Annotated in this window: 22 protein-coding genes; 16 read left to right on the forward strand and 6 right to left on the reverse strand. The window is 62.1% G+C overall.

The window, feature by feature from the left end; genetic code table 11:
* Nucleotides 1-3: 3 nt before the first annotated feature.
* Nucleotides 4-1,254, reverse strand: coding sequence for a glycoside hydrolase family 5 protein (locus ABID19_RS20395; protein ID WP_354492763.1), 1,251 nt, complete (start codon nt 1,252-1,254; stop codon nt 4-6).
* Nucleotides 1,255-1,364: 110 nt separating this feature from the next.
* On the opposite strand from ABID19_RS20395, the gene ybgC reads away from it, so the two are divergent.
* The 9 genes from ybgC (at nt 1,365) to ftsH (ending at nt 11,410) form a co-directional block, all read left to right on the forward strand.
* Nucleotides 1,365-1,838, forward strand: a complete 474-nt coding sequence (gene ybgC, locus ABID19_RS20400) for a tol-pal system-associated acyl-CoA thioesterase (RefSeq protein ID WP_354492764.1) — start codon at nt 1,365-1,367, stop codon at nt 1,836-1,838.
* Nucleotides 1,839-2,130: 292 nt separating this feature from the next.
* Entirely contained in the window at nt 2,131-2,841 is a 711-nt protein-coding gene (tolQ, locus tag ABID19_RS20405; protein WP_354492765.1) for a protein TolQ, read from the forward strand.
* Nucleotides 2,842-2,850: 9 nt separating this feature from the next.
* Nucleotides 2,851-3,309, forward strand: a complete 459-nt coding sequence (tolR, locus tag ABID19_RS20410; RefSeq protein WP_352928166.1) for a protein TolR — start codon at nt 2,851-2,853, stop codon at nt 3,307-3,309.
* A 7-nt stretch (nt 3,310-3,316) separates the two neighbouring features.
* Nucleotides 3,317-4,474: a TonB family protein gene (locus tag ABID19_RS20415; RefSeq protein ID WP_354492767.1), complete on the forward strand. Its 1,158-nt coding sequence runs from the start codon at nt 3,317-3,319 to the stop codon at nt 4,472-4,474.
* A gap of 67 nt (nt 4,475-4,541) precedes the next feature.
* Nucleotides 4,542-5,825 carry a Tol-Pal system beta propeller repeat protein TolB gene (gene tolB, locus ABID19_RS20420; RefSeq protein ID WP_354493009.1) on the forward strand — a complete coding sequence of 428 codons (1,284 nt, stop codon included), beginning with the start codon at nt 4,542-4,544 and terminating at the stop codon, nt 5,823-5,825.
* 283 nt (nt 5,826-6,108) lie between these two features.
* Nucleotides 6,109-6,615 carry a peptidoglycan-associated lipoprotein Pal gene (gene pal, locus ABID19_RS20425; RefSeq protein WP_095487393.1) on the forward strand — a complete coding sequence of 169 codons (507 nt, stop codon included), beginning with the start codon at nt 6,109-6,111 and terminating at the stop codon, nt 6,613-6,615.
* A 201-nt stretch (nt 6,616-6,816) separates the two neighbouring features.
* Nucleotides 6,817-7,920, forward strand: a complete 1,104-nt coding sequence (ybgF, locus tag ABID19_RS20430; protein ID WP_354492769.1) for a tol-pal system protein YbgF — start codon at nt 6,817-6,819, stop codon at nt 7,918-7,920.
* Between the two features lie 34 nt (nt 7,921-7,954).
* Nucleotides 7,955-9,358 carry a tRNA lysidine(34) synthetase TilS gene (gene tilS, locus ABID19_RS20435; protein ID WP_354493010.1) on the forward strand — a complete coding sequence of 468 codons (1,404 nt, stop codon included), beginning with the start codon at nt 7,955-7,957 and terminating at the stop codon, nt 9,356-9,358.
* Nucleotides 9,359-9,481: 123 nt separating this feature from the next.
* Entirely contained in the window at nt 9,482-11,410 is a 1,929-nt protein-coding gene (gene ftsH / locus ABID19_RS20440) for an ATP-dependent zinc metalloprotease FtsH (protein WP_065011263.1), read from the forward strand.
* Between the two features lie 424 nt (nt 11,411-11,834).
* On the opposite strand, the gene ABID19_RS20445 is transcribed toward ftsH, so the two are convergent.
* The gene (locus ABID19_RS20445; RefSeq protein ID WP_435528760.1) at nt 11,835-12,491 is read right to left on the reverse strand and encodes a hypothetical protein; all 657 of its coding nucleotides are present in this window, start codon (nt 12,489-12,491) and stop codon (nt 11,835-11,837) included.
* 840 nt (nt 12,492-13,331) lie between these two features.
* Between ABID19_RS20445 and glmM the strand changes: the two genes are divergently transcribed.
* The 5 genes from glmM (at nt 13,332) to serA (ending at nt 19,767) form a co-directional block, all read left to right on the forward strand.
* Complete coding sequence (gene glmM / locus ABID19_RS20450; RefSeq protein ID WP_126104543.1) at nt 13,332-14,684, forward strand: phosphoglucosamine mutase; 1,353 nt, start codon at nt 13,332-13,334, stop codon at nt 14,682-14,684.
* Between the two features lie 227 nt (nt 14,685-14,911).
* Nucleotides 14,912-15,748: an outer membrane protein gene (locus tag ABID19_RS20455; protein ID WP_354492772.1), complete on the forward strand. Its 837-nt coding sequence runs from the start codon at nt 14,912-14,914 to the stop codon at nt 15,746-15,748.
* Nucleotides 15,749-15,949: 201 nt separating this feature from the next.
* Nucleotides 15,950-16,696 carry an outer membrane protein gene (locus tag ABID19_RS20460; RefSeq protein WP_354492773.1) on the forward strand — a complete coding sequence of 249 codons (747 nt, stop codon included), beginning with the start codon at nt 15,950-15,952 and terminating at the stop codon, nt 16,694-16,696.
* Between the two features lie 224 nt (nt 16,697-16,920).
* A complete protein-coding gene (locus tag ABID19_RS20465; RefSeq protein ID WP_354492774.1) occupies nt 16,921-18,096 on the forward strand; it encodes a phosphoserine transaminase in 1,176 nt (391 codons plus the stop codon).
* Nucleotides 18,097-18,165: 69 nt separating this feature from the next.
* Complete coding sequence (serA, locus tag ABID19_RS20470; RefSeq protein ID WP_354492775.1) at nt 18,166-19,767, forward strand: phosphoglycerate dehydrogenase; 1,602 nt, start codon at nt 18,166-18,168, stop codon at nt 19,765-19,767.
* 163 nt (nt 19,768-19,930) lie between these two features.
* Here serA and ABID19_RS20475 read toward each other — a convergent pair whose 3' ends face one another.
* Together ABID19_RS20475 and ABID19_RS20480 are read right to left on the reverse strand one after the other, a co-directional pair.
* Nucleotides 19,931-20,365 carry an SH3 domain-containing protein gene (locus ABID19_RS20475; protein ID WP_354492777.1) on the reverse strand — a complete coding sequence of 145 codons (435 nt, stop codon included), beginning with the start codon at nt 20,363-20,365 and terminating at the stop codon, nt 19,931-19,933.
* A 245-nt stretch (nt 20,366-20,610) separates the two neighbouring features.
* Complete coding sequence (locus ABID19_RS20480; protein ID WP_354492778.1) at nt 20,611-21,501, reverse strand: DMT family transporter; 891 nt, start codon at nt 21,499-21,501, stop codon at nt 20,611-20,613.
* A 318-nt stretch (nt 21,502-21,819) separates the two neighbouring features.
* Between ABID19_RS20480 and ABID19_RS20485 the strand changes: the two genes are divergently transcribed.
* Together ABID19_RS20485 and ABID19_RS20490 are read left to right on the forward strand one after the other, a co-directional pair.
* Nucleotides 21,820-23,118, forward strand: a complete 1,299-nt coding sequence (locus tag ABID19_RS20485; RefSeq protein WP_354492780.1) for an adenylosuccinate synthase — start codon at nt 21,820-21,822, stop codon at nt 23,116-23,118.
* 74 nt (nt 23,119-23,192) lie between these two features.
* Nucleotides 23,193-24,809 (forward strand): hypothetical protein, encoded by a 1,617-nt coding sequence (locus ABID19_RS20490; RefSeq protein WP_354492781.1) that lies wholly within the window; start codon nt 23,193-23,195, stop codon nt 24,807-24,809.
* 32 nt (nt 24,810-24,841) lie between these two features.
* On the opposite strand, the gene ABID19_RS20495 is transcribed toward ABID19_RS20490, so the two are convergent.
* Nucleotides 24,842-25,141 (reverse strand): CcdB family protein, encoded by a 300-nt coding sequence (locus ABID19_RS20495; protein ID WP_354492782.1) that lies wholly within the window; start codon nt 25,139-25,141, stop codon nt 24,842-24,844.
* On the reverse strand, nt 25,141-25,383 hold the full coding sequence (locus ABID19_RS20500; RefSeq protein ID WP_126035442.1) for a type II toxin-antitoxin system CcdA family antitoxin: 243 nt from the start codon (nt 25,381-25,383) through the stop codon (nt 25,141-25,143). The genes ABID19_RS20495 and ABID19_RS20500 overlap by 1 nt, the downstream gene beginning before the upstream one ends.
* Nucleotides 25,384-25,445 lie beyond the last annotated feature (62 nt).

The following is a 25,445-nucleotide window of genomic DNA, read 5'->3' on the forward strand; positions in this document are numbered from 1 at the left end:
GCTTCAATGAAGCGACCTGATCGCGTCCAGCACATCCGGCTCGGCCTTCTCGCCATTGAAAGCGTCGACGATGCCGAAGGCGCCGCCATAGCTCCACACCGACCATGAAAAGCCATGCGCTTCGGCGCGCGCGATCATGTCCTTGACGTAAGCGGCGCGATATTCTGCCGGCATCACATAGGCATTGCCGTATTCCTGGCGGATCATGCCGAATTCGCCGAGCGTGACGTTTTCGGATTTTATCCCATGGGCCTTCGCCCAGGCTTCGACAGTCTTGAACGGCGCGTCCATGACAGCGAGCAGCTTTTCGTGCGTGTCCATGCTGGCGACCTGTTCATCAAGGTAGGCGAGCAGACCGTTCTGGCGCGCCCATGGCGCCTCGGCCTTGATCCTGGCTCGGATCGTGTCGAGCGTCGCATCGAGTTCGGCACGCGGCACGGCGGTGAGCGGATAAGGCAGTCCGGTGACATAAGGGATGAAATCGCCGGCCCAGGTCGCACCCTGATGGGTGAGCAGGAACGGATCGTAGGAGTGGAAGGTCCAGATCACGTTGTCGTCCGGGATCGCCTTCGGATCGATCTTCGCCAGCGATGCCGCGCTGGAATAGCAGGCGCCGGTCAGGATCAGGGTGAGCTTTGTGGCCGACGAACGCGCCGCCGCGAACAGTCTTTGCTGACGCTCCGGCCACAGGCTGGTGCCGTCGCTGTCGCAGTCGACGATCGGCTCGTTCATCGGCTCGAAGGCGACCTTCGTTGGGTCTTCCGTGGCCAACGTGCGCGCCATCTTGCGTACCATTTCGACATAGGCGTCAAACGTCTGCGGGTTGTCCATCACCTGACCCATGCCGATCTTGCGGTTGCCACCAGCCGGGATCAGATGCATGTCGACGATCACCTTCAAACCGGCGCGATTGATCATGCGTACCGAACTCAGCACGCCGGCATAGAGCTCGTCGCGCAGCGCCAGCGTTTCGCCGGACAGGAACGGTGATGGGTCGACCGGCATGCGCAGAAAATCGAAGCCGGCGCTCTTCAGCGCCTTGAGGTCATCGTTTTTGAGGAACTTGCGCCATTCGGGATAGGGCAGGATTGCTTGCCGGTCGCTCCATTTGTCCTCGCCCGGCCAGGTCGTCCATTGGTCGAGATTGAGGCCGCGTTTCATCGAAAAGCTTGCGGCCTGGCCCGGCAATACCAGCACGCCGAGCAGAAGCAGCGCCGCCATCAAGGTCTTGATCATCGCCGTCAACAGTGCCATCGGGTTCTTGCGCCAAGCTAATGCGTGTCGCCTAAAAGTGTGTAGCGGTTTTGGGACAACGAAGCGCGTCGCACTGTAGGTGCCCGGCCAGACCCAAAAAGGGAAGCGCAATGGACGATCATGGTGAATCGGCGGCGCTATCCGCCGGACTTTCCGGCGCGCTGACGGAATTCGGCCACCGGCTGATGGCGCGGGTCTATTATGCCGACACCGATTTCTCCGGCGTCGTCTATCACGCGCGCTATCTCGAATTCTTCGAACGCGGCCGTTCCGACTATCTCAGGCTTGCCGGCGTCCATCACACCGAACTCGCCGAGGGCAAGCATGGCGAAAGAATAGTCTGGGTGGTGCGGCGTATGGAGATCGACTTTCGCGGGCCCGCCCGCATGGACGACATCCTGACCATCGAGACGCGCACCGAGGACATTTCAGGCGCCCGCATCTTCATGGCGCAGCAGCTGAAGCGCGGCGGCGAGGCGCTGGTCGAGGCGCGGGTCGAGGCGGCGATCATCGGCGAGAACGGCCGGCCAAAACGTTTTCCGAAGGAATGGATCGCAGCCTTCATGCCCACGACAAATCGATAGGTTCAATCGGTAAATTACTGACGCCGATGATCCGCTGACGATGCCTGGCGGCTCGCCCAAGGCGCGGCAATGCGCCGCGCTATACGTCCTAACCCATCCTTAACCATAACGGTTCATGAAGAGAGTGGTGAAGATTGGAGGAATCCAGCGCCTTCCTTTCACCAACATTTGCCCCGAAAAGGCCGCCAACGGTGCATTTTGGGGTTATTCCGCAAGCTTTGCGCGAACGGACCACAAGGGATGCCTATGGGCCAGCCGCCAGCCGTGCCCGGAAAATCTTAAGGACGTAACCATGGAAAATATCGCACTCGCCGAACCGGGCGCGCATTTGTCGATTTGGGCGCTGTTCATGCAGGCCGGCTGGGTGGTCAAGCTGGTTATGATCGGGCTGCTCTGCGCCTCGATCTGGAGCTGGGCGATCATCGTCGACAAACTCGTCGCCTATGGCCGCATGCGGCTCGCGCTCAATCGCTTCGAACAGGTGTTCTGGTCGGGGCAGTCGCTGGAAGAGCTTTATCGCACGCTCGCCGACCGCAAGACCACTGGCATGGGCGCCATCTTCGTTGCCGCCATGCGCGAATGGAAGAAGAGCTTCGAGAAGGGCGCGAAATCGCCGCTCGGCCTGCAGAACCGCATCGACAAGGCGATGGATCTGGCGCTGACCCGCGAAATGGAAAAGCTGGAAGGACGGCTTGGCTTTCTCGCCACCACCGGCTCGGCGGCGCCCTTCATCGGCCTGTTTGGAACCGTCATCGGCATCATGACCTCGTTCCAGGCGATCGCCGCATCCAAGAATACCAGCCTGGCGGTGGTTGCACCCGGCATTGCCGAAGCGCTGCTGGCCACGGCAATAGGCCTGCTCGCGGCCATCCCCGCCGTCATCGCCTACAACAAGCTGTCGTCGGACGCGAGCAAGATCGCCGTGCGCATGGAGGGGTTCGCGGACGAGTTCTCCGCCATACTCTCGCGCCAAATCGATGAAAAAGTCGCGCAGAAGACCTGAGGAACGATCATGGGAATGTCTGTAGGCGCGGGTGGCGGAGGACGCGGTGGTCGCGGCCACAGGCGGCGAGGCCGCCATCACGCGATGATATCGGAAATCAACGTCACGCCGATGGTCGACGTGATGCTGGTGCTGCTGATCATCTTCATGGTCGCCGCACCCTTGCTGACGGTTGGCGTGCCGATTGACCTTCCGGACACCCAGGCCAAGGCGATGAACGTCGACACGCAGCCGATCACCGTCTCGATCAACTCCACGGGCCAGATATATCTCCAGGAGACCGAAATCCCGATCGAGGAGCTGGTGGCGAAACTGCAGGCGATCTCGAAGACCGGTTACGACGAGCGCATCTTCATCCGTGGCGACAAGTCAACGGACTATGGCACCGCCATGAAGGTGATGGCTCGAATCTCTGCCGCCGGGTACAAGAATATCGGCCTGGTTTCGCTGCAGGAACAGGATCAATAGACGCAAGATGAGGACCGGCCTCACCACATCGGTGATCTTGCATGCGACGGCGATCGCCTTCGGGCTGTTCACGTTGTCCTCGCCGCCTGCGATGCCCGCGTCCGATGTCGAATCGGTGTCGGTCGACATCGTGCCGATGGAAGCAACCGCGCAGGTTCTGCAAGGCGACAAGAAGGCTGTGATGCACGAGAAGCCGGCGCCGGTGCCGACACAGCGCCCCGACATCGTTCCTGATGCCCAGAAAGTCGGCGAGAACAGCGTCGACACCGACAAGCCGATAACGCCGGAAGCCAAGCCCAACCCGGTCGATCTGGCCGCCGCGCCGCCGCCCGCGCCGACTCCGGTCGAGAAGCCGAAGCCGGAGGACGTGCCGAAGCCGAAGGAGCAGCCCAAGCCTGTTCCGGCGACGGAGGTCGCGCCGGTCCCGCAGCCGAAGGAAGAGGTCAAGCCAGAGCCGGTCAAGCAGGCGGAGCCCAAGCCGACACCAGCTAAGGAGCCGGCACCGACGCCGCCGCAGGACAAGACCGCCGCGATCGACCCGAAGCCCGAGGTTAAGCCGGACGCCGTCGCCGAAGCGATTGCCAAGGAACCGCCAACCGAGGAGACGCAGCTTCCGGACTCTGCGCCGGCCCCGCAGGCGCGGCCGAAGCCGCAACCGGCCCAGGCCGAAAGCGCCAAGGCGCCGGAGCGCAAGGACGCCGACAAGCCGGTCAAGGAAGCCTCATCCAAGCCGAAGTCGGATGACAAGCAGTTCAACGCCGACGAGATTTCGGCGCTGCTCGACAAACGGAAACCGTCCGGCGGCGGCGCCAAGCGCTCGACCCAGCAGGCATCGCTCGGTGGCGACAAGGATCAGGGCCAGAAGCTTTCAAGATCGGAGCAGGGAGCATTGGAGGCCCAGCTTGGCGGCTGCTGGACACTGCCGGCAGGGCTTGAGGGTTCGGAGAATTTCATCGTCGTAGTCCGGTTCAACCTGGACGCCTCCGGCAGGCTGGATGGCCGGCCGTCCGTCGAACAATCGAGCGGAAACCGCCCGTTCGACGAAAGTGCCGTACGCGCGGTTCAGAAATGCGACATGGCCGGTTTGCAGGTTCCCGCCGGCAAACAAGACATCTGGGCCGACGTTCGGGTCACGTTCGATCCGAGGGAGATGCTCGGCCTGTAGGCCTGGCGCCCGTAGAATCATTGAAGAGAAGCGAGAAGACATGAAATCCATCCTCAAGCCGCTCCTGATGATCATAGCGATGGCGCTGGGCATGACTGCCGCCGCCACCTTGCCGGCGCGGGCGCTCGTTGAGCTCAACGTCAACAAAGGCAATGTCGAGCCGCTGCCGATCGCCATCACCGATTTTCAGGGCGGCGATGCGCTGGGTGCGGAGATTTCCGGCATCGTCAGCGCGGACCTGAAACGCTCCGGCCTGTTCGCGCCGATCGACAAGAACGCCTTCATCGAAAAGATCTCCAACCCGGATGCCACACCTCGCTTCGAGGACTGGAAAGTCATCAATGCCCAGGCGCTGGTCACCGGCAGCGTCAGCAAGGAGGCCGACGGCCGCGTCCGCGCCCAGTACAGGCTGTGGGACACCTTTGCCGGCCAGCAGATGTCGGGCGAGCAGTTCTTCGCCAACGACGCCAATACAAGGCGCGTCGCCCATATCATCGCCGACGCGATCTACGAGCGGCTGACCGGCGAGAAGGGCTATTTCGACACGCGCGTCGTCTTCATCGACGAGTCGGGCGCGAAGAACGCGCGCAAGAAGCGCCTCGCCATCATGGACCAGGACGGCGCCAACGTCCGCTACCTGTCGGATGGCAAGTCGATCGTGCTCACGCCGCGTTTCTCGCCGAACCGGCAGGAAATCACCTACATGTCCTATGAAAGCGGCCAGCCGAAGGTCTATCTGCTGCAGATCGAGACCGGGCAGCGCGAACTGGTCGGCGACTTTCCCGGCATGACCTTTGCGCCGCGCTTCTCGCCCGACGGCCAGAAGGTGATCATGAGCCTGCTGCGCGACGACGGCAATTCCAACATCTTTGCCATGGATTTGAGAAGCCGCTCGACGACCAGGCTCACCAATTCGACGGCCATCGACACCTCGCCGTCCTATTCGCCTGACGGCAGCAAGGTCGTGTTCACCTCCGACCGCGGCGGTCGCGCACAGATCTATGTGATGGGCGCCGACGGTTCGGGCCAGACCCGCATCTCCTTCGGCGACGGCGTCTATTCGACGCCGGTGTGGTCGCCGCGCGGCGACCTCATCGCCTTCACCAAGCAGACCGCCGGCGAATTCCAGATCGGCGTCATGCGCATCGACGGTTCGGGCGAGCGCATCCTTTCAACCGGCTTCCAGCAGGAGGGGCCGACCTGGGCGCCCAACGGTCGGGTGCTGATGTTCTTCCGCGATTCAGCCGGCGGGCCAAAACTCGTCTCGGTCGATCTCACCGGCCGCAACGAACAGTCGATCCCGACCGCGAATTTCGCGTCCGATCCGGCCTGGTCGCCGCTGCTGGAATAGCCCGAGTAAAGGATGTTCAACTTGAGCATCCTTTGCTTTGGTTGCAGGTCTGCAACGATGCCGGATAAGCGGCGTTCTCGGCTTCTTTCCACGCCTTGGTCGCGTTTTGGCCGCATTTCCGCCTACGGTCCGCGCGCATTGTTGCTCCCTCGGATGCTCTTGGGCAAACGGCTGCGGACGGCAGCCGAAACCAAATTTTAACCGTGTTTCTTGAACGCCGGTTAACCCAAACGTGGTTACTGGACGATCAACGAAATCACTCGAATTGCGAAGGAGAGGCGGCATGGGCCGTATCGCAGCACTTACCAGAAACCCGGTGATGATCGCGTTGGTGGCGTCGCTCGCCATCGCCGGTTGCGCTTCGAAGAAGACCCCGAACAGCGCCGCCGATCTCGGTCTCAGCGGCGCCGGAGCGGCAACGCCCGGATCGGCCCAGGACTTCACCGTCAACATCGGCGACCGCATCTTCTTCGACACGGATTCGTCCTCGATCCGCGCCGACGCGCAGACGACGCTTTCGCGCCAGGCGCAGTGGCTGAACCAGTATGGGCAGTATGCCATCGTCATCGAAGGCCATGCCGACGAGCGCGGCACGCGCGAATACAATCTGGCGCTCGGCGCTCGCCGCGCCGCTGCCACCCGCGACTTCCTCGTCGCCAGGGGTGTTTCCGGCCAGCGCCTGAAGACCATTTCCTACGGCAAGGAACGTCCGGTCGCGGTTTGCGACGACATCTCCTGCTGGTCGCAGAACCGCCGCGCCGTCACCACGCTCAGCGGCGCCGGGTCCTGATCGGCAATTTCTGATCGGCAGAAATGCAACACATATATGCGAAAGGCGGCCGCGGCCGCCTTTTTCATGTCCGGCGCCCGGATATGAAACTTGAAACAAAATTTGGCCGAAGTCCTGCGTCCTGCTAAGAGCCGAGGCGCCTGACGGTTCCACTCGGATCGGAGGCATGCAACAGGCTAACAATTTCACGGCGAGAGGCACATGCATTTCAGATCGGTCTTGAGCGGCACGCTTGCGCTGCTGCTCGTATCAGGCGTCGCCGCATTTGCTGCCAGTACCGGGGCAAGCGGCAACGAGCAACAACCGCCGAAGGGCGGTTTTTCCTTCCACCTGCCGACGCTCGGCATTTTCGGCGAAAAGAAGAAGCCGGATCAGGTTCAGTTCGCACAGGATGGCACCGGCACCACCGCGCTGCAGGAACAGCTCCGGCAAATGAACGGCAAGATCGAGGAGCTCAACTTCCAGGTCCTGCAGATGCAGGAGCAGATCCGCAAGCAGCAGGAAGACAATGAGTTCCGCTTCCAGCAGCTGGAAGGCGGTTCGCAAGGCGCGCCGCAACCAACGGAGCAGAAAAAGTCGGACGCCACGACCGACACCGACAGCAGCGTCGCCGAGGCTCCGGCGACGAACGGCCCGGCCGATGCTGGCCCGCCGCCCGCCGGCGCTCAGGGCGAGGACGTTATCGTCGAATCGCCAACGGGCGAGCCCGGCCAGGTGATCCCGGGCACGCCGCCGAAGACATTCGGCACCATTACGGTCGATAAGAACGGCAATGTGATCGACGCCGACGGCAACACGCAGGCTCATGCACCGGCGCCGAGCACCGCCCCAGCCACTAGCGGTCAAGCCACGGGCGACCAAGCCACTGGCGCCCAGGCCGGCAAGTCCGACAATACAGTGGTCGCGGCGCTGCCCGCCACCGACGACCCGGAGGAGCTTTACCGCAACTCCTACCAGTTTATCCTGTCGGGCGACTATAGCACTGCCGAACAGGGTTTTCGCGACCACATCGCCCGCTTCCCCAAGGATGCCAAGACGGCGGACGCGCATTACTGGCTGGGTGAATCGCTGCTCGGCCAGCAGAAATACCGCGACGCGGCCGAGACTTTCCTCGCCGCCAGCAAGGACTATCCGAAGGCCAAGAAGGCTCCCGACATGTTGCTGAAGCTCGGCGTGTCGCTGGTCGGGTTGAACCAGCGCGATGTGGCCTGCGCCACTTTCGGCGAAATCGGCAAGCGCTATCCCAACGTGTCCGGCGCACTCAAGGAACGTGTCAAGCAGGAAAGGGCGCTCGCGGCGTGCTAGTTTTTTTCTTGCATGTCGTTGGCGACATGCATTGATGCTCGAAACCGAGCCTGACCTTTCGGTTTTTTCGCAGATCGACTTTACCAACGGCGCTGTTGCGGCCGTGTCCGGCGGCAGCGACTCGACCGCCCTTCTGCTTCTCCTCAAAGATCACCTCGACCGTACCGCGCCCGCTACGAAATTGCTGGCTGTGACGATCGACCACAATTTGCGGCCGGGCTCGGCAGCGGAAGCGCAAGCCGTGGCCAGGCTTTGCGCGGAGCGCGGCATTGCCCACCGCATCCTGGTCTGGTCCGGGCGCAAACCGTCGACCGGCCTGCCGGCTGCCGCGCGAGAGGCACGCTACCGGCTGCTGGCCGAGGCAGCGCAGGCGGAAGGCATCGGCCTGGTCCTGACCGGCCACACTGCCGACGACCAGGCCGAGACCGTGCTGATGCGGCAAGCACGTCAGGAGGGGCCGCGAGCGGCGGAGCGAGGCCTGGCCGGCATGGCACCGGCCACCCTGTACGATTGGCGGATCTGGATCGCACGGCCGCTTCTCGGCACACGGCGTGCGGCGCTGCGCGACGTCTTGCGGCGCGCGAATGTCGGCTGGGCCGAAGATCCGACCAATGACGACGTGGCTTTCGAGCGGCCGCGTATCCGTACAGCACTTGCGGCGGGTAACGGTGCGCAGCGCGTGGAAGACGCGGTGGCGCTGGCTGTGCGGGCTGCGGTGGAGCGCGACCAGCTTGGCCATAGGGCGGCCGCGCTGATCAGTGGATTTGCCAGCAGGCCCGCCGACGGCCTTATCCGTCTCGATCCGGGTTTCGCGACGGCCGGCGACGAACCTGCGGCCGTCTACGCGCTGCGCATCCTGCTGGCGACCGTCGGCGGCGTTGCCTTTCTGCCCGACCAGGCTCGCAGCGAGGCGCTGCTCGACCGGCTGAGGGCCGGCCCCTCTTGCGTGACGCCATTTTATGCTACCCGGTTTTGCGCCACATTGTCGCGGACGGTGGTCGATGCGCGGCGTGCCGGCATCTTCCTGCGTCGCGAAACTCGCAACCTGCCGCCCGCCGCTCCGGCCTCGGACAATGCCCTCTGGGACGGCCGTCGAAAGATCACATTGGGCGACAGGCCAGGTGCATTTTTGATCGCGCCGCTCGGCGCGGCTCGTGCCGCAAAACGAGCTATTGCCGAAGGCGGCACGCCGCCAAGCCTTGTCCGGGCGGCCCTGGCGGCCGAGCCGGTGTTGTGGCGTTCGCCCGAACAGCCTGGCGAATCCCTTGGCCTGGCACAGGACAGCCCGGTCTTGCCCGGAATGGCGGTACGGCCCGTCGTCGCTCCCTTTGCTCGTTTCCTGCCGTCCTTCGACCTGGCGCCGGCCATGACAGTCGCTGCGCTGATCGGCGCGCCGCTCGTTCCAGCCATGCCTTTCACCGGACACACTGCCGGTTGATGGTGGGCGAAAGCTTAACCGCGACATGCTGTTCTGCTTGGCAAGGGAGGACGCCATCCCTATGTTAGACCCAAGTTTCCTCTCACGACGCGTGTCCGCCAGCGGACGCCAACGGGACAATTGATGAATCCGAATTATCGCAATCTCGCGCTCTGGGCGATCATAGCGGTCCTGCTCATCGCTCTCTTTAACTTGTTCCAGACGCCGCAGACGCGCGGAGCAGCGAGCGATGTCCCCTATTCGCAGTTCCTGCAGGATGTCGCGGCCGGCCGGGTCAAGACGGTGACCATCGCGGGCGCTCGCATTTCTGGCACCTACACCGACACTTCGACCGGCTTCCAGACCTATTCGCCGGGAGATCCGTCGCTGGTTTCGAGGCTGCAGGACAAGAACGTCACTATCAATGCGCGCCCCGAATCCGACGGTTCCAATTCGCTGTTCGGCTATCTCATCTCCTGGCTGCCGATGATCCTGATCCTTGGCGTCTGGATATTCTTCATGCGCCAGATGCAGTCCGGCTCCGGCCGCGCCATGGGCTTCGGCAAGTCGAAGGCCAAGCTTTTGACCGAGGCGCATGGCCGCGTCACCTTCCAGGATGTCGCCGGCGTCGACGAAGCCAAGCAAGATCTGGAAGAGATCGTCGAATTCCTGCGTGACCCACAGAAGTTCCAGCGGCTCGGCGGCAAGATCCCGCGCGGCGTGCTGCTCGTCGGCCCTCCCGGAACCGGCAAGACGCTGCTTGCCCGTTCGGTTGCCGGTGAGGCCAACGTGCCGTTCTTCACCATTTCCGGCTCGGACTTCGTCGAGATGTTCGTTGGCGTCGGCGCCAGCCGCGTCCGCGATATGTTCGACCAGGCCAAGAAGAATGCGCCCTGCATCATCTTCATCGACGAAATCGACGCGGTCGGCCGCCATCGCGGTGCCGGCCTCGGCGGCGGCAACGACGAACGCGAGCAGACGCTGAACCAGTTGCTGGTCGAAATGGACGGCTTCGAATCCAACGAAAGCATTATCTTGATCGCTGCCACCAATCGGCCCGACGTGCTCGACCCAGCGCTGCTCAGGCCCGGCCGTTTCGACCGCCAGGTGGTGGTGCCGAACCCCGACATCGTCGGCCGCGAGAAGATCCTGAAGGTGCATGTGCGCAACGTGCCGCTGGCGCCCAATGTCGACCTCAAGGTGATCGCACGCGGCACGCCGGGCTTTTCCGGCGCCGACCTGATGAACCTCGTCAACGAATCCGCCCTGATGGCGGCGCGGCGCAACAAACGCCTTGTCACCATGGCCGAGTTCGAGGACGCCAAGGACAAGATCATGATGGGCGCCGAGCGCCGCTCGTCGGCCATGACCCAGGCCGAGAAGGAACTCACCGCCTATCACGAAGCCGGCCACGCCATCCTGGCGCTGAACGTGCCGTCGGCCGATCCGCTGCACAAGGCGACCATCATCCCGCGCGGCCGGGCGCTTGGCATGGTCATGCAGTTGCCGGAAGGCGACCGCTATTCGATGAGCTACAAATACATGATCTCGCGCCTCGCAATCATGATGGGTGGCCGCGTCGCCGAGGAGTTCAAGTTCGGCAAGGAGAACATCACCTCTGGCGCCTCCTCGGACATCGAGCAGGCGACCAAGCTGGCGCGCGCCATGGTCACGCGCTGGGGCTTCTCCGACAAACTCGGCCATGTCGCCTATGGCGACAACCAGGAAGAGGTTTTCCTCGGCCATTCGGTGGCGCGCACGCAAAACGTCTCGGAAGAGACGGCGCAGATCATCGACGCCGAAGTGCGCCGGCTGATCGACGAAGCCTACTCGACGGCGAAATCCATCCTGACCAAGAAGAAGAAGGAATGGATCGCGCTGGCGCAGGGGCTGTTGGAATATGAGACGCTGTCGGGCGAGGAGATCAAGCAGTTGATCGCCGGCCACAAGCCCGCCCGCGATCTCGGCGACGACACACCGCCGAGCCGTGGCTCGGCCGTGCCGAAGTCCGGCAGCCGCCGCAAGAAGGGCCCGGAGCCCGAAGGCGGCATGGAGCCCCAGCCGTCAAGCTAGGGTCTGCTCAAGAGGTTGATTTCGAAACGCCGCGGTTTGGACCGCGGCGTTTTTGTTTGGAAGGCCTCGTTGCCGGTCCAGCTGAGATCTTGCCGCATTGGGAGAGGTCCATGCGGATTTGATATCAAGACGACCAAATTGTTGAAGCTGGCGCCGCCGCCTGCCGACAGCTCCTCCCGTGAACGGGGAGAAGGCCGCTGACCAGCCCTGGGCGCTCTTCCTGCGACGCTGACAATTGGCGAAGCTGTCGATGAGAGCGCTCTCTCCCCGTCACTATACGGGAGAGGATGCCGGCAGGCAGATGAGGGCGGCACCAGCGCTCGCGAATGTCATCGCCAACTGCTTCGCCAGCCGATATGCCGTGCGGCAATAAAAAGGCCCGCGGACCTTGCGGTGCGCGGGCCTTTTTTTCAGATGTTGTCGATCAGCTCTTCAGCGCGGCGTTGCACAGGCTATAGAAGCCGCCGCCCTTCTGGATCCACTTGAGGCCGCCCAGCGCGTTGGCGTCCTTGTTGGCGTAGTATTGGTCGAGGCAGGTGTGCAACCGTGCCTTCCCTGGGGTTTCGCTGCTGTATTTGTTGGAGATCGCCTTCGGGAACTTGACGCCCTTCGGCGCGGTAACCGTCGGTGTTTCCGGGTCGCTGTTGTAGTTTGCCTCATCGGCAGCCGGCACGGTGTCGTCGTCGGATGCACCGGCGCCGCACTGGCTCTTGCGGAAGTCGTTCCACTTCATGCCGTTCAGCGTGTTGCCGGTCTTGGCCGCCTGATACTTGGCACTGCAGTCCGCCATGCTGAGGCCTTTGCCAGCATCAGCAGTTGCCGCCGCGCTGGTCGTCGCCGCAGCGGGTTCTACCGTGGCGCTAGCGCCGGCGGCGCATGCGCTCTTGCGGAAGTCATTCCACTTCATGCCGTTCAGCGTGCCGGCAGCCTTCGCAGCCTGGTATTTGGTGCTGCATTCCTTCGCCGTCAGGCCTGGTGCAGCGTCGTCGGTGGCCGCTGCCGCGTTGGTCGGCTGGGCGGGCTCAGCCGTCGCGCTGGCGCCGGCGGCGCATTCCGTCTTGCGGAAGTCGTTCCACTTCATGCCGTTCAGCGTGTCGGCGGCCTTCGCGGCCTGATATTTGGCGCTGCATTCCTTCGCCGTCAGGCCCGTTGCCGCATCGGTGGTGGCCGCGCTGGTGCTGTCCGCCTTGGCGGGTGTGGTGTCGGTTGCGGCAGCGTCCGTACCGCATTCGGCCTTGCGGAACTGATTCCAGTTCTGCCCGCCAAGTGTTCCGGCGTCCTTGGCCGCGTTATACTTGGTGCTGCACTCTGCCATGGTCAGCGCATTGGCAGGCGCCGCCAGGAACAAGGTCACGACGGCAAGACCCGTCAAAGTGGCAAGTCGATGGATGAGCATGCGTTTTCTCCCTACAGCGGTTCATGATATGTCCCAGCAAAGCAATAGCGCTCAACGGCTGGTTGCGCCAGATGCTAAGTAGCGTAAAGAGTGTCGGAAAGGGCATTCTTTCCAATAGAGTGATGAAATCGTTGCCGAGTGCTGGAGCCCAGCCAGGTTTTTCCGAGTGCATTTACACGGAGAGCGCGTATGTAGCGGTTCGCAGTCAGGTGACTGCCTCACATGACAGTCAGCCGAGCCGGCAGGTGCGGTGGAGCTGAATTCACCTCGGTCTGGAGCAGAAGGGCGTGCGGATTCCGAATTCAAAGCCATACTGCCACACACCAAGAATCCGGATGCGGTTTGAGTTGAAGTTCCTGAACGCAAAGCAGGAAACTTGAAAATCAATACACTGGCGTGACACAAAACACACAAAACAACAATTTTCTAAGGATTGGTGACATATAATCATGCATTGTGATGATAGGGCTCGGGCCAATTTGTGGCATGACGTGCCGGAAAAGAACCATCGGGAAGCTGGCTAGCATGGCAGGAAGTTATTTCGGTACGGACGGCATTCGCGGGCGCGCCAACAGGTTTCCGATGACGGCGGAGATCGCCATGAGGGTCGGCATGGCCGCCGGCCTTTCGTTCCAGCGCGGCAACCATCGCCACCGCGTCGTGCTCGGCAAGGACACCCGGCTCTCCGGCTACATGATCGAGAATGCGATGGTGTCGGGTCTGTGCGCCGCCGGGATGGACGTGTTCCTGCTCGGACCGATTCCGACGCCTGCGGTCGCCATGCTGGTGCGCTCGTTGCGCGCCGACATCGGCGTGATGATCTCCGCCTCGCACAATCCTTACTATGACAACGGCATCAAGCTGTTCGGTCCGGATGGCTACAAGCTCTCCGACGAGATCGAGGAGCGAATCGAGGGGATGCTCGATAAGGACATCGACCTGGCTCTCGCCGATTCAGACGGGCTCGGCCGCGCCAAGCGCGTCGACGGCGTCCATGACCGCTATATCGAATTCGCCAAACGCACGCTGCCGCGGTCGATGTCGCTGTCGGGGCTGCGCATCGTCGTCGATTGCGCCAATGGCGCCGCCTACAAGGTGGCGCCCGAGGCGCTGTGGGAACTCGGCGCCGAGGTGGTCGCCATCAATGTCGAGCCCAACGGTTTCAACATCAACAAGGAATGCGGCTCGACCCATCCGGCCGGCCTGCAGAAAAAGGTGCACGAAGTGCGCGCCGATATCGGTATCGCGCTCGATGGCGACGCCGACCGCGTCGTCATCGTCGACGAGAATGGTGCGATCGTCGATGGCGACCAGATCATGGCGCTGATCGCCGAGTCCTGGCATCAGAGCGGACGGCTGGCCGGCGGCGGCGTCGTCTCGACCGTGATGTCCAATCTCGGCCTCGAACGCTTCCTCGGCGACATGAACCTGCAGTTGCACCGCACCAAGGTCGGCGACCGCTATGTCGTCGAGCACATGCGTGCGCACGGCCTGAATGTCGGCGGCGAGCAGTCTGGCCACATCGTGCTGTCCGATTTTTCCACGACCGGCGACGGCCTCGTCTCGGCGCTCCAGGTGCTCGCCTGCATCAAACGGCAGAACCGGCCGGTCAGCGAACTGTCGAAGAAGTTCGAGCCGGTGCCGCAGCTTCTGAAGAACGTCCACATTTCCGGCGGTAAGCCACTCGAGGAAGCCCCGGTCAAGGCGGCGATCGAAGATGCACGCCACCGCCTGGGCAAGGCCGGTCGCCTGGTCATCCGTCCATCCGGCACGGAGCCGCTCATCCGCGTCATGGCGGAAGGCGACGACCAGCAACTGGTCGAAGCCGTCGTCAACGACATCGTCGAGATTATTTCGGAAACGCGCAGCGCCGCCTGATTCCGCAGCCTGCGCCAGTCGGAGAAGCCCGCCTGCCGGCGGGCTTTTTTGTTGCTCTGTACGTCGATTCATCTACGAGGACGACGCGGAAACCCTAAAGGTTTTAGAGATTCATGGTTAAGCGACAGGGTTAAACGCCTTTTAACTTTTCCAATTCATTATCCACAACTGAAGCCAATCATATTCGGACGCGTTCGCTGTGCCGAGGGTTCTCAGGGGTGACAAGCATGTTCAATTTGGCAAGGAAAGCGTTCATCGCCTTGATGGCGACGGCTGGACTGGCAGCGCCGGCCCTGGCGGCCGACTACATTCCCCCAGTCGAGGAATTGCCTCCACCGCCGGTGGTGGAGAGCGTCGATTTCGGCGGCTGGTACATTCGCGGCGACATCGGCTATCACAAGTCGAAATTCCGCGGTGCCGACTACATCACTTACGGCGTTGATCCTTGCGCCCCGTGCGGCCCCGAGCCGGTTCCCGGCAGCAATTCCTTCGATTTCGGCAAAATGAAAGGCGCCTTCTCGCTCGGCGGCGGTGTCGGCTATCAGGTCAACCAGTACTTCCGCACCGACTTGACGGTGGACTACTGGTTCAAGTCGAAATTCAACGGCCAGACCTCGGATCTCACTTCGGTGTCGGTCGACACATCGAGCGCAACCACGCTGCTGCTGTTGGCTAACGCCTATGCCGACCTCGGCACCTGGCATGGCATCACGCCCTATGTCGGCGCCGGTATCGGTGGCGCCCATGTGAAATGGGACAATCTGCGCAACACCATCGACGGCGTCGATACCTTCCATAAGGGTTCGAAAAACTGGCGTTTCGCCTACGCCCTGATGGCGGGTGCTTCCTACTGCCTGACCAACAACGTGATACTCGATGCGGGTTACCGCTTCAGCCACATCGACGGCGGTCGCATGTTCGAGCTCAACGGCGCCGGACCGGGCTTCGACAAGGGCTTCAATACGCATGAGGTGCGTGGCGGGCTGCGCTATCAGTTTGGAAACTCCGGCTGCGCCGAGCCGCAGGCGGTTGCCTATGAACCAGAACCGATCTACACCAAATAACGCCTCGAAAGCTTAAAAGATCTGCAGGCCGCCCGGTGAAAACCGGGCGGTTTTCGTTTTGCCGAAGCTGGTCGAAAGCCAATTAAATCAATTCGCTAACGCCCTATTATCCTTAACCGCCACTTAACCACTATAGTTAACAATGCTTCCTGAAACGGCGCTCGCGATCGCGAATGGCGCCACCTTCGGGAGCCGGGGATCATGACAGTCAAATCGCGCATAGCGCTGGCGCTTGCAGCAATCGCCCTGACGCCGCTGTCGCAGGCAGTTGGCGCCGACTACGATCCGCCGGTCTATGTCGACCAGGCGCCGGACTACGTGCCGGTCGAAGTCGGCTCGGGGTGGTATCTGCGCGGCGATGTCGCTTATTTGCCGGAAAAGAGTTTCAGGAATGTGGACTTCACTTTCACGCCTTCAAGTTATGACGAAAGCGAGGATCCGGTTTTTGCCAGTATCGGCTTCGGCTATCATCTGAACGACTATCTTCGAGCCGAGGTGAATCTCGGATACCTGCCTGGCAACGAGATTTCCGTTGGCTTCGACGATGGAACCATTGTTGCTTCCGCGAATGTGGAAAACTACGCCTGGACCGGCATGGTAAACGGCTATGTCGATCTGGGAACTTACGTTGGCCTCACGCCCTATGTCGGTGCCGGTGTCGGTATTTATCGAGGCAAACGCAGTCTTTCGGTGGACTATGCCGACGCCGATAACCCGGCAGACGATTTTGTCCTGCGCGACAACAAAACACAGTATTCGTTTGCGTATTCGCTGAATGCTGGCCTTGCTTACCAAGTGTCCAAGAACGTACTGGTCGACCTTGGCTACCAGTATCTATCTGCGCCGGATGCCGAATATGCAGTCGTGACTGACTTGGAGGACTCTCCGATCCGCAAAGGGATCGACTCCCATCAGATCAAGCTCGGGCTACGCTACGATCTTTGGTAGAACGTCGAACATTGAATTTGGGAGCGGCGGGTCTTCGGTCCCGTCGTTTTCGTTTGGGTGGGCGCGGCTCCTTCCTGCCGGTCGTCCTCTATTTCGCGAGACACAATCCGTTGTTCTCCCAGCGACAAAAACTTTCCCCTTGACGCCTGAGGCCTGAACGCATATCGCCGTCCGTGGGCCACCCCTCCCCAACGAGGGGCCACTATCTGGAAGGATAGACCACGATGACGACGCATACGAAGCCCGGACTCCGTCCGGCAAATCCCAATTTTTCCTCAGGTCCCTGTGCAAAACGTCCCGGCTGGTCGGTCGAGGCGCTGACCAATGCCGCGCTCGGACGCTCGCACCGCGCCAAGATCGGCAAGACCAAGCTCGAACAGGCGATCGAGCTGACGCGGGAAATTCTCCAGGTTCCGGCAGACTATCGCATCGGCATCGTGCCGGCGTCGGACACCGGCGCGGTCGAGATGGCGCTGTGGTCGCTGCTCGGCGAACGCGGCGTCGACATGGTCGCCTGGGAGAGTTTCGGCTCCGGCTGGGTTACCGACGTGGTCAAGCAGCTCAAGCTCGCCGACGTGCGCAGGATCGAAGCCGGGTACGGGGCGCTGCCGGACCTGGCAAAAATCGACTTCGACCGCGACGTGGTCTTCACCTGGAACGGCACGACATCAGGCGTGCGTGTGCCGAACGGCGATTTCATTCCGGACGCTCGCCGCGGCCTGACCATCTGCGACGCCACCTCGGCGGCCTTTGCACAAAGGCTCGATTTCCAGAAGCTCGACGTGGTCACCTTCTCCTGGCAGAAGGTGCTGGGCGGCGAGGGCGCACACGGCATGCTGATCCTCAGCCCGCGCGCCGTCGAACGGCTGGAAAACTACAAGCCGGCCTGGCCGCTGCCGAAGATCTTCCGCCTCACATCGGGCGGCAAGCTCATCGAGGGTATCTTCAAGGGCGAAACCATCAACACGCCGTCGATGCTATGCGTCGAGGACTATCTCGATGCACTCAATTGGGCGAAGTCGATCGGCGGGCTTGAGGCATTGATTGCCCGCGCCGACGCCAATGCCGCCGTTCTCGACGGCTTCGTCGACAAGTCCTCGTGGCTCGGCCATCTCGCCATCGACCCGGCGACGCGGTCGAACACGTCCGTGTGTCTTTCCTTCAGCGACCCGCAAGTCGCGGCACTTGATGCCGACGGACAAGCGGCGTTCGCCAAGGGCATCGTCTCGGCGCTCGACAAGGAAGGCGTCGCCTACGATATCGGCGCCTATCGCGACGCGCCGCCCGGCCTGCGCATCTGGTGCGGGGCGACGGTCGAGACCTCCGACCTCGAAGCGCTGCTGCCGTGGCTCGACTGGGCCTTTGCCCAGCAGAAGGCGTCGCTCAAAGCGGCCGCCTGAGTATTCCCGTGGCGGCCCCTCGGGCCGCCCATTTCCAAACGGATCAAATCCCATTTGAAGGAGGCCGCCATGGCGCCCCGCGTTCTCGTCTCAGACAAACTCTCCACCACCGCCGTGCAGATCTTCAAAGACCGAGGCATCGAGGTCGACTATCTGCCCGATCTCGGCAAGGACAAGGAAAAGCTGCTCGAAGTGATCGGCCAGTATGACGGCCTCGCCATTCGTTCGGCGACCAAAGTCACCGAAAAGCTGATCAACGCCGCCACCAGGCTCAAGGTGGTCGGCCGCGCCGGCATCGGCGTCGACAATGTCGACATCCCGGCGGCGAGCCGCAAGGGCATTATCGTGATGAACACGCCCTTCGGCAATTCGATCACCACCGCCGAGCATGCCGTCGCCATGATCTTCGCGCTGGCCCGCCAGATACCGGAAGCCAATGCCTCGACCCATGCCGGCAAATGGGAGAAGAACCGTTTCATGGGGGTCGAGATCACCGGCAAGACGCTGGGCATTATCGGCTGCGGCAATATCGGCTCGATCGTCGCCACGCGTGGCGTCGGCCTGAAGATGCACGTCATCGCCTTCGACCCGTTCCTGTCGGACAGCCGCGCCGAGGAGCTCGGCGTCGAGAAGGTCGAGCTTGACGAACTGTTCGCCCGCGCCGATTTCATCACCCTGCACACACCGCTGACCGACAAGACGCGCAACATCATCGACGCCGCGGCGATCGCCCAGATGAAGACCGGCGTGCGTATCATCAACTGCGCGCGTGGCGGGCTGATCGTCGAGGCCGATCTGATCGCCGCCTTGAAAAGCGGCAAGGTGGCGGGCGCCGGCATCGACGTATTCGAGGTCGAACCGGCCGAGAAAAGCGAGCTGTTCGGCATGGAGAATGTCGTGGCTACGCCGCATCTTGGTGCGTCGACGATGGAGGCGCAGGAGAATGTCGCCTTGCAGGTCGCCGAGCAGATGGCCGACTACCTGATCAAGGGCGCGGTTTCCAACGCCATCAACATGCCGTCGATCACCGCCGAGGAAGCGCCGCGGCTGAAACCTTTCGTCAAGCTGGCCGAGGTGCTCGGCGCCTTTGTCGGCCAGGTCACCGAGGACCCGATCAAGGAGGTCGAAATCCTGTTCGACGGCTCGACCGCGACGATGAACACGCGCGCGCTGATCAGCGCCGCGCTTGCCGGGCTGATCCGGCCGCAGGTCTCGGACGTCAACATGGTGTCAGCGCCGATCATGGTGAAGGAGCGCGGCATCATCGTCGCCGAGGTCAAGCGTGACAAATCGGGCGTGTTCGACGGCTATATCAAGCTGACCGTCAAGACAGAGCACAGGACGCGCTCGATCGCCGGCACCTGCTTTTCGGATGGCAAGCCGCGCTTCATCCAGATCAAGGGCATCAATCTCGATGCCGAGGTCGGCCAGCACATGCTCTACACGACCAACGCCGACGCGCCCGGCATTATCGGCCTGCTCGGCACAGTTTGCGGCGAGAACGGCGTCAACATCGCCAACTTTCAGCTCGGTCGAAACCGACCTGGCGGCGACGCCATTGCGCTTCTCTATCTCGATGCGCCATTCCCGGAAAGCGTGCTGGAACAGGTGCGGGCGCACAAGTCGATCGATTCTGCCAAGAGGCTGCATTTCGATGTGGGCAGTGCGTGAGAGGAAATCGGGCCTGATCGCTTGACGGCCGATCACGGCCGTCGAGCATCTGCTTCCTTCTGGCCGACTGCGGTCCGAAGCAACGCATCTGCACACGAGCACACGCGCCCCGCATGCCTTGGAAGGCACGTGGGGGCGTTTCGATTCAATTACCTGGCTGTTGTTATTTGCAGGAGAAGCCGGGCGCGATCTTGCACTGTGGCTTGTGAGGCCGTGGTGGGCGCGGCGGACGCGGCCTGTGTGGCCGATGCGGTCTGTGCGACCAATGCGGACGGTGATGCTGTGGGCGAATGACAATTTGCGGCTGCACGATGATCGGCCGGGAGACATAGGCGCGGTCCAGATAATTTGCACTGGCCCAGCCTCGTATCCCAGCGGCGCGAATCGAGCACCAGCTCCCTTCGCAACCGAATACCGTCACCCTGTGGCCGGCCGGCAGCGTCGCGACCCTGGCATAGTCGGGGCCGGGGCCGCTTCGTACATTCAATGTCGTGGTGGTATAGGCGGTGGCTGCGGAGGCCGATACAGGAAAGGCTACTAAGCCGACAAAAGCAAGGACAAGCGTCGCAAGCATTCGAAAATTCATGATGGTCTCCATTGCACCGAACTCAGCTAAACTGGCAGTGGGGAGATGAGTGCCGAAAGGTGAAAAAGTCAATCTCCTGGCGTTGCCGCCGTATATTGCAATGACCCTATCCTTAATACAGTCGTATTAACAATCGATCTCTTAATACATTAGTTGTTTTGGATATTAACCTGATCATTGCTGTGAGGTTTGGTTTACCATGGGACGCCGGCAAGCTCTGGACTGCTCATCCTCATCCTGTGGCGAACATTCGCCGGCTAAAACGCCATCTTCCTTCCGCTGTATTCGGCGAGGCTGATGCCGCCGAGCACCAGGACGAGGGCCAGTCCCTGGTAGAGTTGGAATGTCTCGCCGACGATCAGCACCGAAAGCAGCGTGCCGAAGATCGGCACCAGGTTGATGAACAACCCGGCCCGGTTGGCGCCGATCAGTTCGTTGCCCTTGATATAGAAGATCTGCGAGACGACCGAGGCGCCGATCGCAGTGTAGAGTGCAACCGCCCAGCCGCGCGCGTCGGGGACGATGACCTTTCCCGCAGCCACCTCCCACAGGAAGAAAGGCAGCGAGGTGGCAAGTGCCGCAATCGACAGCGCCAGCATCAGGCTCTGCCAGCGTATGGCCGGCTTCAGCCGCAGTCCGACCGAATAGAAACTGTAGCAAAGCACGGCACCCAGCATGATGGCGTCGCCGAAATTGAGATCCAGCTTGAGAAGCTGGCGCAGATCGCCATGGCTGGCGGTCAGCGCGACACCGACGATCGTCAGCATGACGCCGGCGATCTGCACCCGGTTCACACGCAGGCGAAACAGCACGAAATTGGCGAGGATGATGACGATCGGTATCGCCGCCTGCTCGATCGAAACGTTGATTGCCGTCGTGTAGTTGAGCGCCGTGTAGAAGATCGCGTTGAAGAAGGTGAAGCCGCAAGCACCGAGCCCGCCAAGCAGCAACCAGTGCCTGCGCACCACCGGCCAGTCCTCGCGCAGTGTTCTCCAACCGATCGGCAGCATGATCAGAACGGCCAGGACCCAGCGCAGGAAGACCAGCGTCATCGGCGAAATGTGATCGACCGCCAACTTGCCGGCCACGGAGTTGCCTCCCCATAGCAAGGTGGTGAACAACAGGAACAGATAGGCGGTTCGATGCATCGCGAAATTCCAGCCGGGGAGGGCAGGCGAAGGGTCTTTGCCGACCTATTGCGGTGATCCGTTCAAGTAAATGATGTCAAAGGCGAAAATTATTGTGCCTGAGAGCACTTTCGGCGGCAAAGAATGGTCGCACTTGCCGGGTCTTGACGGTATAGAGCGACGTGCGTCCACTTGGGCGCACAAAGTACGCGCCTCAAGGCTTGAATGTTCGTACCGTGCTTTCCGAAAATCGATTCCGATTTTCGAGCCGATGCGATAGAAGCCTGTCGTTTCGAACCATTTCAAGCCGTCCCGAGCGGCGCCTCAAGGAAAAGAAACATGGCCAATGTGGTGGTCGTCGGCTCGCAGTGGGGCGACGAAGGCAAAGGCAAGATCGTTGACTGGCTGTCGGAACGCGCCGACGTCGTCGTGCGCTTCCAGGGCGGCCACAATGCAGGCCATACGCTGGTCGTCGACGGCAAGGTTTATAAGTTGTCGCTGCTGCCGTCCGGTGTGGTGCGGCAAGGTAAGCTGTCCATCATCGGCAATGGCGTCGTCTTCGATCCGCACGCTTTTGTCGCGGAGGTGGCGAAGTTGAAGGCACAGGGCGTCGAGGTGACGCCGGAGCGCCTGAAAATAGCCGAAAACACCGCGCTAATCCTGTCCTTGCACCGGGAGCTGGACGGATTCCGCGAAGACGCCGCCTCCAATTCCGGAACGAAGATTGGTACGACCCGTCGCGGCATCGGCCCCGCCTACGAGGATAAGGTAGGCCGGCGCGCGGTCAGGGTGATGGATTTGGCGGATTTGGAAACGCTGCCCTTGAAGGTCGACAGGCTGTTGACGCACCACAATGCGCTGCGCCGCGGGCTTGGCCATGCCGAAGTCACGCATGACGCGATCATGAGTGAGCTGATTTCGGTCGCCGACGAGATCCTGCCCTATATGGACCGCGTCTGGAAGATCCTCGACGACAAGCGCCGCGCCGGCGAACGCATCCTGTTCGAGGGCGCGCAAGGCACGCTGCTCGACATCGACCACGGCACCTATCCGTTCGTGACCTCGTCCAACACGGTCGCCGGTCAGGCGGCGGCCGGATCCGGGGTCGGCCCGGGTGCCATCGGCTACGTGCTTGGCATCACCAAGGCCTATACGACGCGTGTCGGCGAAGGTCCGTTCCCGACCGAACAGAAGAACGAGATCGGCGAGTTCCTCGGCACGCGCGGCCACGAGTTCGGTGTCGTCACCGGCCGCAAGCGTCGCTGCGGCTGGTTCGATGCCGTGCTGGTTCGCCAGGCCGTCGCCGTCAACGGCATCAAAGGCATCGCTCTGACCAAACTCGACGTGCTCGACGGGCTGGACGAAATCAAGGTCTGCACCGGCTATCGCCTCGACGGCGAAGCGATCGACTATCTGCCGGCCAGCCAGGGTGCGCAGGCGCGCGTCGAACCGGTCTACGAGACGTTGGAGGGCTGGGAAGGCACCACCGCCGGCGCCAGAAGCTGGAACGATCTGCCGGCGCAGGCAGTCAAATATGTCCGCCATATCGAGGAACTGATCGGCGCGCCGGTCGCACTCCTTTCCACCAGCCCTGAACGGGACGACACAATACTTGTGACCGATCCGTTTCAAGACTAGATTCTCAGCTGTTCCGGGCATCGCGGCCGATTTGCGGGGGCCGGCCCAGAAACGAAATGCAGGTCGACTGAAGCATGGCAGATTTTGTTGGTGCTCTGAAAAAGACGCTCGATGGGCTTGGCAATCCGACGCCGGAGATACGCGCGAGAGTCTATGACAAGGCTCGCTCGACCATCGCGGACAAGCTGGCCAAGAACGTACCGCCGCTGGCGCCTTCGGTCGTTGCCCAGCATAAGCGCACCTTGGAAGACGCCATCGCCAGCGTCGAGCGGGGCTACGCCAAGAGTGTGCCGGCATCCGATCCGCTGGCGGAGCTGGAAGACATCTTCTCCTCGATCGACCGCAACAAAAACCAGCCCAGCCATGTCCGGCAGCCGGCAAAGGCCGAGCCGGCATGGCAGCCGGCGCCCGCCGCCAAGGCGGCGCCGAACTGGCAAAAGCCGCCATCCGTTGCTTCTCCTCCAGAGCGCATCGATCCGGTCCCTTCGGACAGGGATTTTCCAGCGGCGGAGGAAAAGAGCGACGGCTTTAGAAGCGATGCCTTTTCCAACGATGAGGAGCCGGCGGCGGACACCTTTCCGCGTCTGCGTCCTGCCGAGCGCAAGCGCAGCTACGGCGGGCTGATCGCTGCTGTCGTCGCTCTGCTTGTCGTTGCCGGCGGTGGCTACGGCATCTGGCTGAACAAGGATGCGTTCAGCAATATGCTGGGTCTCAACAGCACCGAAGTCGCAACGATCGAACCGCTGGTAAAGCCTGCCCCGGCTGAGCCGGCTACCGATGCTGCGGCAAGGCCTCCGGCCGCAGCGGCTCCCACTGATGCCGAGGGCACAAAGTTCACCCAGCGCCTGACGCCCGAGGGCGGCGAGGTCGATCCCGGTCCCGCTTCAGGCCAAAGCGGCATCGGAGAGGGCGAATCCGTCGCAGCACTGACCACGCCGCCGCCGGCCACTCCGCCGTCAGCCACTCCGGCGCCTGCTGCGCCGGCCGGCGATACGCCAGACACGGCAGCGCCCGCCACGCCGGGCGCAGCGCCAGCGACACCGCCCGCCGATGGAGCAGCGCCGCCCGATAGCGCAGCCGCCCCGGCAGCGCCGGCCCCGGGTGCCGCACCAGCTGTACCAGTGGAGACTGCGCTGGCGGTCGGCCAGAAGGCGATCTTCTACGAGGAGCGCACCAGCACCGCTCAAGGCTCAGCCGAGCCCGGCAATATCGTCTGGTCGCTGGTGCAGGAATCGCCCGGCGGCAATCTGCCGCCCGAGCCGGCAATCCGCGCCGAGGCAACCATTCCCGGCAAGGACGTGCAATTGCGCATGACGATCCGCCGCAACACCGACCAGACGCTGCCGGCCAGCCACATCATCGAGATGATCTTCCTGACACCCGACGGCTTCGACGGCGGCGGCGTCGACAACATCCTGCGCGTTGCCATGAAGGGTTCCGAACAGGATGCCGGCAGCCCGCTTATCGGCATTCCGGCCAAGATCGCCGACGGCTTCTTCCTGGTCGCTCTCAACGACACCAAGGCCGATGAAGACGCCAATCTGACCCTGCTTCGGGGCCAGAACTGGATCGACGTGCCGGTCGTTTACAAGACCGGGCGGCGGGCGCTGCTCACCATGGAAAAGGGCATTCCCGGCGAAAGAGTGTTCGATGAGGCGCTGAAGGCCTGGCAAACAAAGACGGCGGGCTGAGGCTCGGGCTTTAGTCGGGTACGTTTTTTCGCTCAGAAGCCCTGGAACAACATGTCGAGCGCGGCAACGATGTCGTCGTGGTGCTTCGACAGATTGCCGTCGGCCTGGCGTAGTTCGGTATCTGTCACGGCCGATATGAACTGGGTGACCATTACATAGTCTTTCCCATCGATGACGAAGATCGGGTTCAGGCGGCGACCTGGTACGGGCGCGCTATTGGGCGGCAACAGCGGTACGACGACGCGTGTGTTGAGGTGACCAAGAAGATCGCACTGAACGTCGAGTAGATAAGTATCGCCTTCGACATTGTAGTAGAGATCGTAGCGCGACATCAAAACAGCCGATATTTGGCCAATGGCAGCCCGTTGCGCCTCACATACTCATTTGAGCTTTCGATCGCTTCCCTGTTTTCCAGTAACCAGCGCCGCGATTTCTCATCCGAAATCGCCTTTGCAATTCCCTGTTCGGCGGCGCGCGACATATTTATGCCGAGCGCTTTTGCTTCTTCGATCAGCTTTGAATCGATCGAGGTGTTGACGGACTTTCGCTGCGATTTTGGGATGGAATGAAGCATGGGTTCCGCCCTAGATTATGCGCATAGTATATGCCCATAAGGCTCACATCGCAACGTTTTCC

Source organism: Mesorhizobium robiniae (genome assembly GCF_040545535.1).
Taxonomy (GTDB): Bacteria; Pseudomonadota; Alphaproteobacteria; order Rhizobiales; family Rhizobiaceae; genus Mesorhizobium; species Mesorhizobium robiniae.